General features: G+C 56.8%; 16 protein-coding genes and 4 pseudogenes. 12 read left to right on the forward strand and 8 right to left on the reverse strand.

The features are described 5' to 3' along the window. Positions 1-105: 105 nt before the first annotated feature. Positions 106-501 (reverse strand): annotated as a pseudogene (locus XCSCFBP4642_RS0109095) (integrase); the annotation flags it as partial. A gap of 246 nt (positions 502-747) precedes the next feature. Further along, a pseudogene (locus XCSCFBP4642_RS0109100) lies at positions 748-1,705 on the reverse strand (IS1595 family transposase); the annotation flags it as partial. An 837-nt stretch (positions 1,706-2,542) separates the two neighbouring features. On the opposite strand from XCSCFBP4642_RS0109100, the gene XCSCFBP4642_RS26765 reads away from it, so the two are divergent. From XCSCFBP4642_RS26765 to XCSCFBP4642_RS28430, 7 genes are all read left to right on the forward strand, one after another. Beyond that, entirely contained in the window at positions 2,543-3,514 is a 972-nt protein-coding gene (locus XCSCFBP4642_RS26765) for an Abi family protein (protein WP_160170364.1), read from the forward strand. A 197-nt stretch (positions 3,515-3,711) separates the two neighbouring features. Then, on the forward strand, positions 3,712-3,936 hold the full coding sequence (locus XCSCFBP4642_RS0109110; RefSeq protein WP_029219506.1) for a hypothetical protein: 225 nt from the start codon (positions 3,712-3,714) through the stop codon (positions 3,934-3,936). Between the two features lie 398 nt (positions 3,937-4,334). Continuing rightward, complete coding sequence (locus XCSCFBP4642_RS0109115; RefSeq protein ID WP_029219507.1) at positions 4,335-4,814, forward strand: JAB domain-containing protein; 480 nt, start codon at positions 4,335-4,337, stop codon at positions 4,812-4,814. 573 nt (positions 4,815-5,387) lie between these two features. Beyond that, positions 5,388-5,825 (forward strand): hypothetical protein, encoded by a 438-nt coding sequence (locus tag XCSCFBP4642_RS0109120; protein ID WP_029219508.1) that lies wholly within the window; start codon positions 5,388-5,390, stop codon positions 5,823-5,825. A 384-nt stretch (positions 5,826-6,209) separates the two neighbouring features. Beyond that, the gene (locus tag XCSCFBP4642_RS0109125) at positions 6,210-7,925 is read left to right on the forward strand and encodes an Eco57I restriction-modification methylase domain-containing protein (protein ID WP_029219509.1); all 1,716 of its coding nucleotides are present in this window, start codon (positions 6,210-6,212) and stop codon (positions 7,923-7,925) included. Between the two features lie 11 nt (positions 7,926-7,936). After that, positions 7,937-8,677: a PaeR7I family type II restriction endonuclease gene (locus XCSCFBP4642_RS0109130; protein WP_029219510.1), complete on the forward strand. Its 741-nt coding sequence runs from the start codon at positions 7,937-7,939 to the stop codon at positions 8,675-8,677. A gap of 65 nt (positions 8,678-8,742) precedes the next feature. Continuing rightward, positions 8,743-9,114, forward strand: a complete 372-nt coding sequence (locus XCSCFBP4642_RS28430) for a hypothetical protein (RefSeq protein WP_152527240.1) — start codon at positions 8,743-8,745, stop codon at positions 9,112-9,114. Here XCSCFBP4642_RS28430 and XCSCFBP4642_RS0109135 read toward each other — a convergent pair. Next, entirely contained in the window at positions 9,081-10,097 is a 1,017-nt protein-coding gene (locus XCSCFBP4642_RS0109135; protein ID WP_029218148.1) for an IS30 family transposase, read from the reverse strand. The genes XCSCFBP4642_RS28430 and XCSCFBP4642_RS0109135 overlap by 34 nt on opposite strands. A gap of 95 nt (positions 10,098-10,192) precedes the next feature. Between XCSCFBP4642_RS0109135 and XCSCFBP4642_RS0109140 the strand changes: the two genes are divergently transcribed. Further along, positions 10,193-11,059 carry an abortive infection family protein gene (locus XCSCFBP4642_RS0109140; protein ID WP_029219511.1) on the forward strand — a complete coding sequence of 289 codons (867 nt, stop codon included), beginning with the start codon at positions 10,193-10,195 and terminating at the stop codon, positions 11,057-11,059. Between the two features lie 47 nt (positions 11,060-11,106). Then, entirely contained in the window at positions 11,107-12,489 is a 1,383-nt protein-coding gene (locus tag XCSCFBP4642_RS0109145; RefSeq protein ID WP_228325840.1) for a DUF6035 family protein, read from the forward strand. 7 nt (positions 12,490-12,496) lie between these two features. On the opposite strand, the gene XCSCFBP4642_RS0109150 is transcribed toward XCSCFBP4642_RS0109145, so the two are convergent. From XCSCFBP4642_RS0109150 to XCSCFBP4642_RS26775, 3 genes are all read right to left on the reverse strand, one after another. Then, positions 12,497-13,420 (reverse strand): HEPN domain-containing protein, encoded by a 924-nt coding sequence (locus XCSCFBP4642_RS0109150; RefSeq protein WP_033898192.1) that lies wholly within the window; start codon positions 13,418-13,420, stop codon positions 12,497-12,499. Positions 13,421-13,505: 85 nt separating this feature from the next. Further along, positions 13,506-14,015 (reverse strand): hypothetical protein, encoded by a 510-nt coding sequence (locus XCSCFBP4642_RS0109155; RefSeq protein ID WP_029219514.1) that lies wholly within the window; start codon positions 14,013-14,015, stop codon positions 13,506-13,508. Between the two features lie 4 nt (positions 14,016-14,019). Then, positions 14,020-14,469, reverse strand: a complete 450-nt coding sequence (locus XCSCFBP4642_RS26775) for an HNH endonuclease (RefSeq protein ID WP_084624457.1) — start codon at positions 14,467-14,469, stop codon at positions 14,020-14,022. Positions 14,470-14,829: 360 nt separating this feature from the next. On the opposite strand from XCSCFBP4642_RS26775, the gene XCSCFBP4642_RS26780 reads away from it, so the two are divergent. Next, on the forward strand, positions 14,830-15,726 hold the full coding sequence (locus tag XCSCFBP4642_RS26780; RefSeq protein ID WP_084624458.1) for a MobA/MobL family protein: 897 nt from the start codon (positions 14,830-14,832) through the stop codon (positions 15,724-15,726). A gap of 225 nt (positions 15,727-15,951) precedes the next feature. On the opposite strand, the gene XCSCFBP4642_RS0109170 is transcribed toward XCSCFBP4642_RS26780, so the two are convergent. After that, complete coding sequence (locus tag XCSCFBP4642_RS0109170; RefSeq protein ID WP_029219517.1) at positions 15,952-16,344, reverse strand: hypothetical protein; 393 nt, start codon at positions 16,342-16,344, stop codon at positions 15,952-15,954. 294 nt (positions 16,345-16,638) lie between these two features. After that, positions 16,639-16,905 (reverse strand): annotated as a pseudogene (locus XCSCFBP4642_RS24455) (hypothetical protein); the annotation flags it as partial. Between the two features lie 175 nt (positions 16,906-17,080). Here XCSCFBP4642_RS24455 and XCSCFBP4642_RS30735 point away from each other — a divergent pair. Together XCSCFBP4642_RS30735 and XCSCFBP4642_RS29175 are read left to right on the forward strand one after the other, a co-directional pair. Continuing rightward, positions 17,081-17,239: pseudogene (locus tag XCSCFBP4642_RS30735) on the forward strand (helix-turn-helix domain-containing protein); the annotation flags it as partial. A gap of 314 nt (positions 17,240-17,553) precedes the next feature. After that, positions 17,554-17,772, forward strand: a complete 219-nt coding sequence (locus XCSCFBP4642_RS29175; RefSeq protein WP_160170366.1) for a hypothetical protein — start codon at positions 17,554-17,556, stop codon at positions 17,770-17,772. The last annotated feature ends 26 nt before the right edge of the window (positions 17,773-17,798 follow it).

The raw sequence follows: 17,798 nt of genomic DNA on the forward strand, positions 1-17,798 counted from the left end.
TCAATTTGAAGCAAAGCGCGTTCTTCGGAACCCAGGTGCCTGTACTGTGTGCCCATGCCGCTACCCTACGTCAAGGCGGGGTGTTGCACTTGGAAGTTGAGTCTAAGCCTGGATGTGGTAATAGTCCACTCGGGCCGCGGAGATGTTGCCGCAGGTAAGAAGCAGGAGCTTCAACGTGCGCTCGGTGGACTGGATGGTTTTGGGCTCCAGTTGCCGGCGACGCATGTCCTCCAGATGATCCTCGATCTCCTTGGCCAGAGGGCGCGCCGGCGTGCCCATGGGCAGCTGCGCGGGATAGCGCGTGCTGTTCCTCAGGCCGTTTTTTCGCCCGGTTTCGTCGAGCGCAGCGAGGATGCATTCTTGCAGATTGATGGCGGCTTCCCGGCCTCGGACAATAGCGAGGTCAATACGGTAGCGGCCAATGTGGATGCCTTCCAAATGCAGGAGGCCGAAGGGCGAAGCAATGTAATCGTTGAGTGCTGCGGAGGGGTTGCTGGTCATGGGTCACTTCCATCGAAAGATGGAAGTAGGGATATGACAGGACGAAAATTCGTCAACGGGGGCGATACAAAAATCTGCGGTGTCGGCGCAGTCCTTAGGCGTCGGGGTGTCCCCTCTGGGGTGCCTGCCAGATTCGCTAATCCGTTACCTGGCGGAAAACCTTACCTGATTAGCCCCGACTCTCAGCCATGAAAATTGCTCGCTGCACGTAAAACCTGCTCTGGGCATGGTGTGGATTGCATCATGGCCGTGGCAAGTCGTGGCAGCANAAAACCGGCTCTGGGCATGGTGTGGATTGCATCATGGCCGTGGCAAGTCGTGGCAGCATCTCGCGCAAGCGGAATCGACGATTAAAACGATAGGCCGCTTCTCCCAGGTAACGCCTTGCGTATTTGCCTTGCGCGATGGCGTGATACACGCCACTGATGGCGCGTTTGAGATTGCCCAGCACCACGTTGAGCCAACGTGCACCGGCCGTTTCGGTCGCGGCACGACCACCGCCAGTGTCCAGCGTGGTGTGCGCGTGGCCGGCGTCTTCTAGCCGGCGGAAGCAGGCCAGCCCATCGGTGTAGACCTCGCATTCGGGCGCCAAGCGACGGGCAATCCAGTCCTGCAGCGAGGTGTTGTCGAAGCTGCGCACCGGCTCGATCACCACAAAGCGCGGCGCGGTGAAGGTGGCATCGGTCTGCACCGCAATCAGGAACGCTTGTTTGTTCTCCGATCCGCGTCCGGCCTTGCCACCGTTACGCTCGCCGCCGAGATAGGCATCGTCGATCTGCACGAAACCCGCCAGTTTCCGCATGGATTCGCGCTCGGCCATAACCTGCATGATCTTGTGTTTCATCCGCCAGGCCGTCTTGTAGTTGACGCCCAGATGCCGCATCAACTCCAGCGCGGCCATGTTGGTTTTGGTCGAGGTCAGCAGGTGCAACGCCAGCATCCAGGTGCGCAGCGGCAGCTTGGTGCCTTCGAACATCGTGCCTGCAATCAGGCTGGTCTGATGCCGGCACGCGCTGCATTGGTAGTAGATCGCAGCACCCCGCTTGAAACGCGAGCGCACGCGTCCGGCACAAACAGGGCAACGAAAGCCTTGCGGCCAGCGCCACTTGTAAAGCGCGCGATAGCACTTGGCTTCGGTGCCGTAGGACGCGAAGAACTCAGGCATCGACAATCCCGCTTGGAACTGCACGGCATTGATACTCATCACGCCACCTCGTTGGCTTCAGGTGACAGCAGCATCCACCCAGCGCGGCGCAGATCCTGCGACAGGCGGCTGATGGTCAGGGCTAATCAGGNGCACGGCATTGATACTCATCACGCCACCTCGTTGGCTTCAGGTGACAGCAGCATCCACCCAGCGCGGCGCAGATCCTGCGACAGGCGGCTGATGGTCAGGGCTAATCAGGAAACCTTATGGAACAAGGGTTGCGAGGGAATTTGTGTAAATTTATCGCAGTCAATTCCGTACTGTTTGCAGTAAATAAGCTAACTAAATGACCTTATTTCTCGATCTTTAAAATGAATTTAAGTTAAATGTTAGCTCATTATTGTTAGTCTGAATTTATATTCAAAGCAGCGATATGCCTGGATCGGAACTTTCTGACATCCGATAGGGCGCGACACCGATGGTGCGACGAATGCCAGGAGTGCAGTCTGACCTTGCCGGACGTGGGACCCGATGGTCGCTCACCCTGCGGGGCGCTTGAGCAGCGCCATCTCGGCACCTGAAGAGGCTTGACCGTATTGCGTTGGCTGCGGCGCGTCTCAAGCGGTGCGACCGCACTGCCGATACTCAGCCCCATGGACAGAGCCGAGCTTCGCCGTCTCCTCGAACGCCTGGATGCTGCTGTGCCCGCTCTGCGGGCCTATAGCCTTGATCGCCGGCACTTCTAGCAAGCCTTTGCTAGTCTCCTTGCCGCTAGAGATCCAGTTGCTTGACAAGCGCATAGCGCTGAGTAAAAATGTGCTCAACACGACCCACCCCTCTTGGCAGACTACCGCCTACGGGTGGGTTTTCTGTTGGGCGAAGGAGGGCTCGGAAGTGTCTACTTATACGCGTCCACATCTGACCTACGAGAGGCAATTGGAGAGCCTCAAAGCTCGCGGCCTGGAAGTCACGGATGATGATGCCGCCCTATCCTATTTGCGCAGACTCGGATACTACCGGCTAAGTGCCTATTGGTATCCGTTCCGAAAGTCCACAATCGTGACAGTGGATGGAAAATTTTCGAGGAAGGTTGAAGACGATTTCCATGAAGGGGCCTCCTTTCAGAGCGCTGTAGAACTCTATGTATTCGATAAGCGATTAAGAATGCTCGCTCTCGATGCCATTGAGAGGATTGAGGTCGCGCTAAGAGTCGATATCGCCTATGGATTAGGGAAGCGAAACACATTTGCTCACTGTGATCCGAACGAACTCCATGGTCACTTTTCCAAGAAAAGAAGGGGGCCTCAAGGTAGAACCGATCATGAGGTCTGGCTGGAGAAATTGGGTGAAACGACGGCGCGATCCAAAGAAGACTTTGTAAAGCATTATAAAGATACATATGGGCTTCCATTGCCGATATGGGTGGCTATAGAAATATGGGATTTTGGCCTGCTCTCTCGATTCTATGGTGGGATGAAGCCTCAGGATAGATTAGATCTTTCTGAGAGGTTTGGCGTAAAGGATTCAGCAATTATGGAGACATGGTTGCGCGCCGTGAACTACATTCGGAATATTGCCGCACACCATGGCAGGCTCTTCAACAGGAATATGATTGATTATCCGGAGTTTCCAGTAGAAGGGGAAATCCAGATTTTTGATTCAGTTCTTCATAATATAAATAAGTATCGGCCATATGCAACTTTTTGCGTCATATCCTATCTGATGCAAGCCATATGTCCATCTACCTCTTGGTCCCACCGGTTCCGAGATCATTTAGCTAGCTTTCCGCAAATTGCGGTGCCTGGTTGCGACATCAAGTCTTTGGGTTGTCACGATGGGTGGATGTTGGAGCCTTTCTGGCAGTAGAAGCAGTTATGTATGGTCTACATTGAGAAGCCTTGCGGAAAGAAGGCAAAGGAAATGGCCGAGAAGATTGCACAGCAGCCTTCGAGCGGCGATGGTGGTAGTGCTGGCTCCGCTGGAACGGGTGGCGGCGGGGTGCTGATCGGCGCTGGCTGCGGCGCGTCTCAAGCGGTGCGACCGCACTGCCGATACTCAGGCCCATGGACAGAGCTGAGCTTCGCCATCACCTCGAACGCCTGGATGCTGCGGTGCCCGCCCTGCGGGCCTCAAGTCCTGATCGCCGTCATTTTTGGCAAGCTTTTGCCACCATGGCTGCTGCTATCGAGAGCAAGGCGATGACGAGCGAGGACGCGCAGTTCGTTGGCCGTCGGGCCGAGGAAATCTTGTCCTGGCACGGGCTGGAAAACACGGACGAACACTTCTGAACCCATTGGTGCCGACCAGCCCACCCCGATGCCTGCGTGCTTCTCATGCGCAGCGATGCATGCGTAAGGCAGCAAGCTCAGGTCCGCAGTAGCCCATCACTGGCTGCAAAGCCCAGCCATTGCCTGCTGACATCAATCGCCCCCGTCCATCCGAATACCGTTTAGCCCGCAGGTCTTGTAGGGCATGCATGGTGCTGTCTACACCAGCGCTGGGCCTCTCAAGGGACCTTAGCTTCGCTGCCCCTATCCGCAAGGGCAGGCCTCCTTCTCGTCGCTGACGCTCTGTTGCGGCCCTCCGCTGCGCGCCGCAAGCGGTGCTCACTCCCGGGTGCGGTCGAGCCGAACGCTTCGCCTGCCGGTTCCCACGAGGCGCACAACGCGCTGGTGAAGAAGAACCGATGAAGCGCACCCAAGACCTGAAGGCTCAATACCAGCTCCAGATGGACGAGGAGGGCATCTTGCTCGCCGCCGCGACCATCTTGGAACAGCGCCTTCAACGCCAAGGTCGGATCCACAGCCCGGAGCAGGCCGGCAGCTACCTAATCGCCCGCTGCGCCCACCTGCCGCACGAAGTGTTCGGCGTCGTCTTCCTCGACACCAAGCACCACATCTTGGCCACCGAGCACCTCTTCAGCGGCACCATCGACGGGTGCGATGTTCACCCGCGAGTCGTAGCAAAGCGTGCTCTCGAGCTTAGCGCTGCCGCAGTCATCCTCTTCCACAACCACCCTTCCGGCAACCCGGAGCCGAGCGAAGCAGACCGCAAGGTGACCGAGCGCCTGCAGCAGGCCTTGTGCCTCCTGGACATTCGGCTGCTCGACCACCTGGTCATCGGCGGGCGTCAGCACACCAGCTTGGCGGCTAGGGGATGGGTGTGACCCATATCTCTGCTGCCAAGCGGATGTCAAGTCGGGGTAAGGGCACCTCGAATAACCATGCCGGAGTCGATGTGGCGCATGCATGGAGGTGACGATGCTTGGAAACATCAGCACTCTGACATGGTCGGCCAAGCTCTCAGCTCGCCGACGCTGCGCGCGAGGCGTTCTTCTGGCCTGCGGCATTCATACCGGCCGCATCCCGGCCTGCTGCAATCGTGCCAGACGCAGCAGGTTATGGCCGGCAACCTTCAATCCGATGACCACCTTCGCACGTGCCAAGCCGAGCGTGCGTAGACACTTGCCACCTTGTAGTGTTTAAAAGTAACAAACTGACAAAAAAGCGAGAGATATCTCTCGCAAATAAAATGAACGCCAGATAAATGAGATATCTTTTGCCTAATCTAATTTATCTTAAGAAGGCAGTTAGGCAATTCGAATTTGGTCATCCAAGGTCGACAGCAATGAGCTTGCAGGCGTCGCAGAATTTGAGACATAACTCGTCTGAAATGAGTCCTGGGCAGGAGGATCGCAAGCAGACCTCACGAGCCCCAAACTCACTGACGGGGATCACTCATGGACAATTGGTTAGCGCAAGCGGTTATCGGGGGCGTGGTGGCTTCGACGGTCATCTACTTGGCGCGCTGGGCCTACGGCAAAGCGATCTTCTGGAACGATCGGATAGGCCTTGCCATCAATCGAGCTGAGCTGCGGAAGATTGAGCACCTTGGCCAGGACAAGCTTCATGTCATGCAATTCCTGCTAATCCAGGTGCTTTGCTGCTTCGGGATCTTGGGCATTGCCATCATGCTTGCCCCGTTGGCCTTTATGACTGGTGGAGCGAAGTGGATCGTGCCAGGCCTAGGGTTGCTTGGCTTGTCGATCTACGGGTGTGTGATCTATCCGCTTGGCATGATTGCGCGCCTGAGGAAGGGTGAGGCCTACATCAAGCGCCAGCAAACGCTGATCGAACGAACAGAGCGTCGCTTGGAGCTTACATCCCCAAGAGCCTAGGCTTCTATGCTGACTGCGTCCAAACTAAGGCCTTCTTGAGTGCAGCACAATCGCAGGCGACGTCCCCCCATCCTGAGTAGCAGTCGGGTTTAGAGTCCGGGGTTGATGATATCGCTGTTGGCCAGGTGCTGGGCATAGGCCGTCGGCGNGAAGGAAGCCAATGATCTGTTCTTCGGAAAAACGCTTCTTCACGTCCAATCTCCTCGGGGTAGGGAATTGGACTCCAAACTAAGGCGCTACTCAAACTTGGGGGGACGTCGCAGGGACAGTGGTTTGTTTTGACAGCGGTCAATCTGCTTTGTAGAAGCGGCAGGAGAGCTGGTCGCGAGTGCCATGACAGGCTAATCTTGTGGTTGCTCAAACGACCTAATCGAGTAGTCTTGCGTGAACCTTGAACTTGCTGGCATCCCCGACGTTTTGGCCGACGAGAGCGAGTCCGCCAAGCAGTTTTCTATGGCCAGTGCCGACGAGCGGGGGGCGATTTTTACTCGTAGGGAGGTGGTCGAGTTCATCCTGGACTTGGTCGGCTACACCGAAGACCGCGATTTGGCCCAAACCAGGCTGCTCGAGCCTTCTGCTGGGCACGCAGACTTCCTGCTTCCGATCATTGGCCGACTCGTCCGGTCTTACGTGACCCACGGGGGCGACCTGAGTCGTGGTGCCCACGAGTTGGTGCCTGCCATTCGCGCCTATGAGGTGCATGAGTCGAGCCTTGAAACTGCCCGCTCTGTGGTGGTGGCGGAGCTGCTGCGCCTGGGAGTCAAGAAGGCGGCTGCCGAAACGCTGGGACGGGATTGGCTAGTCCGCGCCGACTTCCTCATGGCGCCGTTGCCACACACGTTCGATTTCGTGGTGGGCAACCCGCCTTATGTCCGCCAGGAGCTGATCCCCTCAGCTTTGCTTGCCAAATACCGTTCGCGCTTTAAAACGCTTTACGACCGGGCTGACCTCTACATCCCCTTCTATGAGCGCTGCCTAGGGGTTCTGGCGCCTAGTGGGCGTTTGGGCTTCATCTGCACTGATCGCTGGACTAAGAACAAATACGGCGGCCCGCTTCGAGCCATGGTGTCCCACGAGTTCGCCTTGACGCACTTTGTTGACCTGGTGGACACGCCGGCATTTCTCTCGGACGTGATGACCTATCCAGCGATCACCGTGATTGAGCGGCCAAAGCCCAAGGCTAAGACGCGGGCTACGCGGGTGGCCTATCGTCCGGCCATCTCTGCTGAGGTGCTCGGTCCGCTTGCGAAGGCAATGACGGGCACGAAGTTGACCCAGAAGGCAGGCGTGGTCGAGATGCCTGGGGTGGTCAACGGCTCGGAGCCTTGGATATTGCATCAAGCTGATCGCTTGGCTTTGGTGCGTCGGCTTGAAGAGGCGCTGCCCACGCTCGAAGAAGCAGGCTGCAAGGTAGGCATTGGTGTGGCGACCGGCAACGATGGCGTCTACATCGACGATATGAAGGCACTCAATGTTGAGCCGAGTCGGAAGCTGCCCTTGGTTCGAACGCAAGACCTGCGTGGCGGGAGCGTCGATTGGAAGGGTAAGGGCGTTCTCAATCCTTTCGAGGACAGTGGACAGGTTGTAGATCTTGCGCGCTATCCGAAATTCGCGGCCTATCTTGACGAGCATGCGGCGCACATCAAGGCGCGGCACGTCGCCAAGAAAAATCCGGAGCGATGGTTCCGCACGATCGACCGCATCTATCCTGCGCTAGCCAAAACCCCCAAGCTGTTGGTTCCAGACATCAAAGGCGATGCTCATATCGTCTATGAGGAAGGCAAGCTCTATCCGCATCACAATCTTTACTTCATCACAGCGAACGAGTGGGATCTTCGTGCACTACAAGCCGTGCTGATGTCGGGGATAGCGCGGCTGTTTGTTGGCACGTATTCGACCACGATGATGGGAGGTTTCTTGCGTTTTCAGGCGCAGTATCTGCGCCGGATCCGAGTGCCTCACTGGAAAAATGTGCCGAAGCCTTTGCAGAAGGCCTTGCATGAGGCGGCAGTCGCTGGGGACCGCGAAGCCGCTAACCGTGCCACCTATCAACTTTACGGACTAAACGCGGCCGAGCGAGACATTATCACTACGGTCTGAGGGGAACAAACATGGCATTGGATCTGGCTGACTACGACCGCTTGGCGCGGCTGGGCGTTGCTCAGTTCTGGGACGGTAGGAGTAGCGCGCTCGAAAACGATGAAGAGCGCAGCCAGGGTGGTGAGCGATCTGGCGTGTTAGGTGGCCGGAACATGGACGGCTTCCTGGCCATGATTGAAGGTCTGGTTCGCAAGAATGGGTTGCCTAACGCGGAGGTTTGCGTCAAAGGGCGACCCAATCTCACGCTGCCCGGCTACTACCGGCCGACGAAGCTGTGGGATGTGCTGGTGTTTGATGGCAAGAAGCTCGTCGTTGCTGTCGAACTCAAAAGCCATGTCGGCCCATCCTTCGGCAACAACTTCAACAACCGCGCTGAGGAAGCCATTGGCACTGCGCACGATCTTTCGACCGCGATCCGCGAGGGCATTCTCGGCGACCAGCTTCCACCCTTCACTGGCTGGCTGATCCTTGTTGAGGATTGCGAGAAGTCGCAGAAGGCAGTGCGGGACAGTTCGCCGCATTTCCCCGTCTTCCCTGAGTTTAAGGGTGCGTCCTATTTAGCGCGCTATGAAGTGCTTTGTCGCAAGCTCATTCAAGAAGGGCTTTACACCCAGGCCACTGTGATTGCCTCGTCCCGCACTGCCCGCGCGGGTGGCGACTATCGAGAACTATCGCAGACCACGGGTTTGCGAGCATTTGCTGCACGGCTGGCCGGCCATGTATCCGGTTGGGCAGAGGCGCATCCGCGTTAACTTCTGATGCGCTCCCTGGGACTGTTGCAAGAAGGAACTTGGAATTTGAAGCGCCGTAGCCGCTTATGAACAAGGATAGCCTTGACGTCGTATTAGGAACTGTCGTTGCACTGCTAGATGCAGAAGGCATGAGCGAGGTGGCGGCGTTTGTCCGCACCTATCCAGCTCGCGCTGAGCAAACCGGATTCGACAACTGGAATGGCGGCACCGAGATCTGGACCATATTCTTCGATCTACCGCCACACGACTATGCCCGACTAGGATCCAGGCGCGAGCAGCTTCAAGAGCAAATCAATGCACGATTGAAGACTGTTTTGGAGCATGAGACGTCAGATTGGTATTCGACGTCTATTGTTCCATCAAGAGCAGTGTCCAAGGAGTGGCGGACCGAAGGAGGGCGGTCTCAACTTGCAAGTGCAACACGTGAGTTGAATTGAGCGATCTCTTCTTCCAGCGCCTGGTTCGGCGTCTTCCAGCCAAGCGTCTGCCGTGGCCGGGCGTTCATCAGGTCGGCGACGTTGTTGAGATACTCCTGGCTCGCCTTGGACAAGTCCGCGCCTTTTGGCATGAACTGGCGCAGCAGGCCGTTGGTGTTCTCATTGCTGCCGCGCTGCCAGGGCGCATGTGGATCGGCGAACCAAAGATCGATGTTGAGCCGCTTCATCAGCTCTGGATAACACGTCATCTCGGTTCCGCGGTCATAGGTGAGGCTTCCCAGTAGGAAACGCGGCAGCTTCTTCATCTGTCGCGTGAAGCCCTCCAGCGCATCCTGTGCAGTACAGCCATCCATCTTGCACAGCACCACAAAGCGCGTCTTTCGCTCCACCAGCGTGCCTACGCACGAGCGGTTGAAAGCCCCTTTGATCAGGTCGCCTTCCCAGTGCCCAGGAATCAAGCGCTGCGCCACCTCTTCAGGCCGATGGACGATACGCAGCTCCTCCGGCACCCACGTGCGCTTGGCAGCGGTTGTACGGCGCAAGCCTCGCGTCGGCTTGTGCTGACGAAGCGCCTCCACAAGCTCTTTCTTCAAACCACCACGCGGATGCGCGTAGATAGCGGCGTAGATTGTTTCGTGACTCACGCGTTGACTTGGATCATCCGGATGCATGGCCTTGAGCTTGGCAGCAATTTGCTGGGGCGACCAACGATACAGAACCAAGTCGTCACGCACCTGCTGAAAGAGCGCACTGCCTTCAACAAGCCGGCGCCTTCGAACGCACGCTCTGCGGCGCAGCCGATAGTTGCTGGCTGCGCTGGTTGCCGCATAGACAGGTTCGCCCTGTCGCCTTATCTCGCGCGACAGGGTGGACGCACTGCGATTGAGTCGCCTTGCAATGGAGTTGATGCTCATTCCGTTACCGAGTTCAATTTGAAGCAAAGCGCGTTCTTCGGAACCCAGGTGCCTGTACTGTGTGCCCATGCCGCTACCCTACGTCAAGGCGGGGTGTTGCACTTGGAAGTTGAGTCTAAGGAGCGCAATTAGGCAAAGATATCCGGAAGAACATCGTGGACGGCATGCGGCTTGAAGGCGTCCATTGGCAGGGGCAGCTCAATGACGTCGAATTCCTGAGTCGCCTTTACGATCTGGAAAGCCTTCCTTCTGGCGATGGTCGGTTCACCGATGCCTCTGGGGATATCTGGCAGCACACCGTCAACAATGACGACTGGGATGCTGATTGGGTGTTCACTGACAAACGATTCAACTTGCTTGGCGGTTCGGCAGAGGACTTCCTGCGCTTTCTCTGTGAGATCGTGCATCCTGTGATTCGCCCTGATCGTGATGAGATGATGCGTATAGTTTCTCAGTTCAACGATCAGCTTCGTCGGGCCGGTTGGGAGCTTGCGGAGGAGGAGCGCATTGGCGGTCGACCACGCTTCTCATTTCGGAAGGTATCCAACCACGGAACCCGCTCGGTCTCCCGCGCTCGCACCGTTGCCGACGCCTTGGATGCAGGTTGGATGGCGAAGGAGATTCAGCGTCTCGAGAATGCGGTGGACGCCGACCCTGACTTGGCGATTGGCACCGCGAAAGAACTTGTAGAGACCTGCTGCAAGACCATCCTCACCAAGCGTGGCGTCGAATACGGCAAGTCTGCGGACCTCGCTGACCTAACCAAGATGCTCGTGAAGGAATTGAACCTGGTTCCCGAGGGGATCACTGATGAGGCTAAGGGTGCAAACAACATCAAGCTCATTCTGCGCAACCTCACCTCGCTCACTCACAACCTGGCGGAGTTGCGTGGACTTTACGGGACGGGACATGGTCGCGACGGAAAACATCGCGGTCTCCAACCGCGGCATGCCAGGCTGGCCGTGGGTGCTGCGGTCGCCTTCATCGACTTCATTTCCGAGACGTATCGTGAGCGCGAGGCCAAGCCATAGAGTGGCCGGTCTTACACTCTGCGACTGACCTTTGCCATCTTTGTATGATGGCCACTCTCCTAGTCCAGTCTCCCGAGATCACCCGCCTCCTGGACGACGAGACCGGGAAGCCCCTCGATGCCGTTGATGTGGTGGGGGACGACCGACACCTAGTCATGGTGCTTTACAAAGCACTGCACATTTCCCGCAAGAGCGGGCAGGGTCGTTTGCTATGTGCGTTGTGCGGCGTGCCCGTCTATCTCTGCTCCGCCCCAGATCGCCAGCACTTCTACTTCAAGCATTTCCAGGAAGACGGTAGTTGCCCGGCGGTTACGCGGTCTCGCCTCACAGAGGATCAGATCAACGCGCTTCGCTATCATGGGCAGCGCGAGAGTAAGCGGCACATCCGCATAAAGAATCTCGTGGCCGATAGCCTGCGGAATGACCCACAGTTCTCCGAACCGGTTATTGAGGGCACATGGAAGGGTCGTGAGGGCAAGGAATATCGGCGTCCGGATGTCCGCTCGACCTTTAAGCATGAGTTGAAGGTCGCTTTCGAAGTCCAGTTGTCCACAACCTTCGGCCGGGTCATGGCCGAGCGAGAAGTCTTCTACAAATCAGAGGGTGGATTGCTTGTCTGGGTGTTCGGACAGTTCGACCTAGATCATGCGCGGCTGATGATGGAAGTTATCTTCGACAACAACAATCGAAACGCCTTCGTGGTCAACGAGACGACCGAGGAAGCCTCGAAGGTAGCAGGGGCGTTGGTCCTTGAATGTCATTGGGCGCAGCCGTCTCGCCATGAAGACAAGATTATCTGGACGCGACAGCGTAAGCTGGTGCGCTTCAATGAGCTAACCATCGACCAGGAGCGGCAGAGGGCGTTCTACGTTGATACAGACGCACTGGAAGCGCAGCTACAAGAAGAGATTGATGGGCCGCCGCTGTGGAAACGGTTCGAGGACTTCTGGCTCACCTACGAGGCATTTGAGGGTCGGGTGCGCCCCGATGTGGACACAATCGATCGCCAGTGGGAAGACTTGCGGCAGAGGTTTAATAGGAAGGGCGTCCAGCTTCCCTCCCGCCATGACTTCGCGTTCGTCGGCATGGTCAGGTCAATGTTCTTGGCCAAGCTAGGTAGAGCAGTGGGTTGGAAATACCAGCAGTTCTGGCCAGCAGTGCACCATGTCCCGGACGCTGAAAAGCCTAGTCTTTGGCTGTTCGTTGAGGCTCTTCGACACTATGGTCGCTTGGCTGGTATCGAGGAGCAGGACACCAAGGGTCGTTGGGTTGAGAAGATGGAGAAGTGGGACGAAGGAGTAGCATCTGGAAGCTCTGACTACCAGGAAGAGCACCGTTTCGATAGCGCACTTCGTCTGGCGTTCCCCGAGCTTGCTGGGCTCATCCCCGAGCCACAGCATTACACCGAAGATGATCCGCCGCCGTTCTAGGCGATCATCAGGTTTCAGGCCAATGGGCGTGGTGAGCTTCGGCTTTTGCGAGAGCACCTAGTATTCGAACCAAGGCCCCATGCGACGCCAATGCTTCTTCCATGCTGCTCTTCTTCTCGCCGTAACGAACGGCGGGCGTGCAATGCACGGCACTCAGATCCGCAGCAGATAGCGAAATCCCAAGCTTTTCCGCTACGAGCGCACCTAGATGGGAAATATCATGGCCCTTGGCTCCTGACGTTGGAAATGCGTGGCCTTCGCGTGCCAGTAAGCCTTTCAAGACCTTCTCGGCACATTGCGCCGTGTCCCATCTAGCCTTGCCCAGCTCCCGGCCCGTCAGCAGAGCATCCACGCTATGTCGATAGTCTCCCCGAGCCTCTTCGAACAAGTCATGTCCTTTCAAGTCATCGAGGCAGACGATCGCTGGGTAGCTATTGATAAACTTGTCGGCAAGGAGCAGCAGATCGTCCTTCTGTAAGCGTGATGCGTAGGCTTGGGTCATGCCTTGAACTGATCTGAGAATGTTGTGCCTTACCGGTGGCGACCCCTTAGAGGAAATGTAATTGCCTTGATTGCTCAGGTCCTGGCTAATGAAGAGATCAAACGAACCCCACACCTTGGGCATCTTCATTTCCCAGAGGTTGCCGTGCAAAGACACCACGATACTTCCCGGGGAGAAGTCGATCTTCGTCTTGTCGCCATAGGTATCTGAATACCACTCATGCACACGTGCCAGCAGATCTTGGGGTGAGAAAGGCTCGCCACGATCACCCGACCCACCGATGATGGGCGTTCCAGACAGTCCAAGCGTGGATGACACCACGAGCGCAGCATTGAGCGGGCGCTGTGCTGGCGTAAGTCCAAGGCTCGCCAGGTGCCTGTCGAGCGACACCATCATCGCGTCGTATTCTTCGCCCGTCGCCGGACGCATGTCCCATGACCAATTGAATAGTTGGTCCCTTGTCATTCATTCGTCTCCCAGACGCTATGACCGCCATATCGCAGCGTTTAAGCCATTAGGGTGCTGCCCTTGGTCGCAATATTTGCCGATCTAACAGATCCAGCAATAGCTCTGCGATTTCCGCCGCCGCTGCTGCCCACTCGTTATCGTCATTGGGGTGGCGCTCTTCAAGAGGATCTTCCTTTCCACCATGGAAGAGGTTATTGCGGACGCGTCGCATGGCGACCACTAATGCTTCGGCCTCATCGGCTGGTAATGGGCTGTCTTCGAAATTCGCATGCCAAGACCCGTCTGCGTTCATTCGCACGAACTGCACCTGGGGTCGATTACGTGCGTCCCCAAGAATTTTCCTGACCGTTGCCGGTGACACCCGGCCGGCGAAGTCTTCATGGGGCAAGTAGCGCACCGCTCTGTCCACGGCATCCCAGTTGGCCTTTGCCTTAGCCCGCTTCGGCTCGCGAGGGTCCCCACCCGCAGATAGAAATCCCTGCCGCTGTTTGAGGATGAACTCCATCATTCCAAAGGCATGAAGCAGTCGATAGGCGTTATCTGGGGATACAGGCATGGAGCTATCCTCTTTGCGGGATTGCATCGGCGCGTGGCTTTACACACAGTTTGAGCAGGCCGGGCGTGTGCCACTTTCCCTTGGCTAAGCGCTTTTGCACAAATGCGCGGTATGCGTCGGGTGGGGGCGGAGACTTGCGCTTGTGCCGGCGTTGGTTACACAGCCAGCACGCAGCCGCGATGTTCCCAGCCACGTCCTTGCCGCCGTCTTGCTGGGCAATCAAGTGTTCTGCGGTGCAGCGCAGCGGTGCGACCGTTCGGGCGCGTAGACCGAAAACCGTTAGTTCATCAGGAGAGGCGTTCCACATCGGCATGTCGCAGTAGCAGCAGCGACCCTTTTGGGCGTGGAAAGCGTCGGTTCTTAGGCGTTGGAGTTTGGGCATGCTTAGTCCATAGGGAACAGGAGTTCTTTCCCGACGTCTCGTTGCGAGAACGGATCGGGCACCTGGTGCCATTGGCTAAGCAGGCACAACACCGGGGGCTCTGCCCACGCGGCAGCGCCTTTATCGCGCTATCAGGAGGCGGGTGTCAAGAAGGGGCCCACTGAGACCTGAGACGAGCTGAAAGCGATCTTGGATGGCTGAGAGCGGGCTACGCCTGAGATGGTAAAAGCGAACCCGTAGACTTTCGACCGCCCTCTCCGATAGGGCTAATACCAGCAACAACGCGCAAGGCCGCAGCGTTTTTTTTTAAGCAAACAAAGCTCGCTGAGATTCCATAAGAGGCAGCAAAAATTACTTAAAAATAAGCGTTTTTAGCTCTTGCGTTTGGAGAAATCTTGAGTCACAACCAATGGCATTGACTCAGGAACACATATGGCTATCAAACACATCCGCATCAAAACTTACAGCCGAGCCAAGGGGCATTCCGCCTTGGCCGCTGCCGCCTATCGCGGCGGTTATTTGCTTGTAGACCCCAAGTCAGGCGTTAGGCACGACTACCGGGGCAGGGCAGGCATCATCCAATCGCGTTGTCTCGCTCCCCCTGGCTCACCGAGCTGGACTGATGACCCGCAAGCGCTCTGGTCTGCCGCCGAGGCGGCTGAGCACCGGAAGAACAGCACCGTGTGTCGTGACTTCACGATCGCGTTGCCGCATGAACTGGATGACTCAAAGCGCTGGGATCTGACCCTGGATATCGCGCATCGTTTGGTCGAGCGATATGGCTTTGCGCTGCAAGCAAGTCATCATCGACCGGTCAAGGATGATCCTCGCTACTTTTATGCTCATCTGCTCGCCACGACCAGGCGCATGGAAGCGTCGGGTCTGACCAAAAAGACGCGTGTCTTGGATGGGCGGATCAATGGAAAAGGCGAAGTGGAATGGATCCGGGCCATGATCAACCAGCGCGTCCAAGAGCACTTGGCCCCAAGTAAGCCCTCTGAGTTGAGCATGAAGCCGTGGTCTTTGCCGGAGCGTTTGGCAGTCAGGCGAGGGGAGGCCATATTCGTGCAAGGGCAGGCAGGTTTTGAGCAGCTTTTGACTCGCTACCGTCAAGAAGGACGACTTTTAGGCGTGCCGACCGGACACACAGCAGAGCAGGCACATCGAGAACGCCAAGACCTGAGCTTGAATGCTTCTGCTTTCAGTGAAAGTTCCCCGGTAGGCTCGCAGGTCGTGCATGCACCCGCTGGCGAGATCAGTTCAAGTAGGGGCGACGAAGCTCCGTCAGCAGCCCAGGCAGATCGAACCGGCCATCAAGATAGGCATTGAGAGCGTCGGTCATGTGTTGATCGATGCCAAAGCCCGCCCCTTGCTGCTGAATGATCCAGCTTTCGACATGTGCCTGGCGCAACTGGCTTTCTTGTTCGTCTATTGGGGAAATATAAGAGTTGACGGCAGAAGGCATGGCTACGAATCCTAGTAATGAGGTCTTTCGATTCGTAGCACAGAAGGCTTCGCCGTCAAGCCTAGGCAACTTTCTTGATCGATACTAGATCAGAGCTTCAACTTCTCGTTGACCGACTGTCGCACGAGTTCATACCACTTGTTCATTTCAGTCTGGTTCGCGAATTTGATCGTCCAAACAGGATGATCAATGTCCTTGACATCAATGGTGAGCGTGCCTTCGCGGTTGTAGTTGTGCCAGTGTTTTTCCCAAGCTCGCACATCGGTGAACGAGTAAGTCTTGGACGCACGGCCAGCTTTGAGCTTGATCGAACTGCGCGCAGTGGACAGCGCAACCGCAGTGCCTTTGTGGAAGTGGCCTCGTTGGTAATCGCCCTTGAAGTTTGCGCGCTCACTGCGCAGCTTCAAAGCCATGCTTGACGCAATGACGATGGCCGCTGCGCCACCAACAAGAAGAATGAAAAGGAAGGTCCAGACGGTCATTGAGGCTCCTAAGTGGGATGGTTACGCCGGCTGTTGGCGTATCACTGGACGCGTCCAGTGACCTTCCAAACGCCACCCACTTTGGAGAAGGCGACGTCCCCCCATCCTGAGTAGCAGTCGGGTTTAGAGTCCGGGGTTGATGATATCGCTGTTGGCCAGGTGCTGGGCATAGGCCGTCGGCGTCATTCCGCCGATTGCTTNTGTTCTTCGGAAAAACGCTTCTTCACGTCCAATCTCCTCGGGGTAGGGAATTGGACTCCAAACTAAGGCGCTACTCAAACTTGGGGGGACGTCGAAGGCATAGATGCCGTCCATCTGATGTCCAAAATCGCGCCCAAGATCTTGCACCTTGGCACTCACATCGCAGTTGTAGCTCGGCGCGCTTTCTGCCTTGGTGCACTGATGACTCTCAAAGTCTTCGATGCGGCCTTCGTCACTGCCGTTCTCCTTTACATGCTGCAAGAACGCATGCTCCCTTTCCGACTCAGATGGACCACCGCCAGAGCAGGAAGCCAAAACGGACGCCAACATCCCGATAACTGCAACGCGTGCTTTGGACATATGTGTTTCCTTACGTGGAGGAGAAGCCGGCTTGGCGGTCAGGCTCAGAAGTCGAGGCATCAACCGCCTGCCGGGGCGGTTGACACCGCCGCCGGATGGCATGAGTATGCGTTCAACGAATCATTCGTTCAACGAATTTTTGCCAGGCGCGTAACTCACGTTCATCCTTGTAGGGATGAGTGCGAGCCACCCTGAAATCCTGTCGCTGTTTGCTGCGCGCCTTAAAACGCGTCGTCAAGCCGTTGGTCTGACTCAGCAGGAACTGGGTGCCGCTCTGGGATTGGAGGGCCGCATCGCTCAGTCACGCATCAGCCGCTATGAAATTGAGCTTCACGCCCCCGACCTCAAAACGGCTTACGAGCTTTCTGAGGCACTTGGCGTGTCGTTGAGCGCGCTAGTTGCCGAATCCGATCGGCTCGGCCAGATCTTCGAATTGGTGCGTCAGTTGTCGGAGAGCCAGCTAGAAGAGCTTGAAACGCTACTGGCTGCTTTGCCGAAGCCCACGACCGATTGCGATGCGCCAGAGGCCCAGGCGCATGAAGAGGGAACGTCAATCGACGCAATGCCACGGAGTGAGGGCGAGGCAGTGAGTAGCCGGAATAGAGGCGAAAATGAATAGGATAAATTCATTTTTCGTTCATATTTGAATTGGCGCTTTTTTCGCCACTTGATACAGACGCCACGGCAGCTTTTGGTTGGGTTGCAAGCCAGCATCCGGGCAAACCCAAAAACGACAAGCAAGAACGCACTTATGGTTTTCGATTCTCGAAAACCGTGCGCCGCCGACAGGTCGTCGGTGCGGTGGCCGTTGGCCACCTCGTTGAGCTGCTAGCGCTGCTCAACAGGGCGAAAAACCCTGAGACGTAAAGCTCAGAATCGCCGAGGCGATCGAA

The organism is Xanthomonas cassavae CFBP 4642 (genome assembly GCF_000454545.1).
Lineage (GTDB): Bacteria > Pseudomonadota > Gammaproteobacteria > Xanthomonadales > Xanthomonadaceae > Xanthomonas > Xanthomonas cassavae.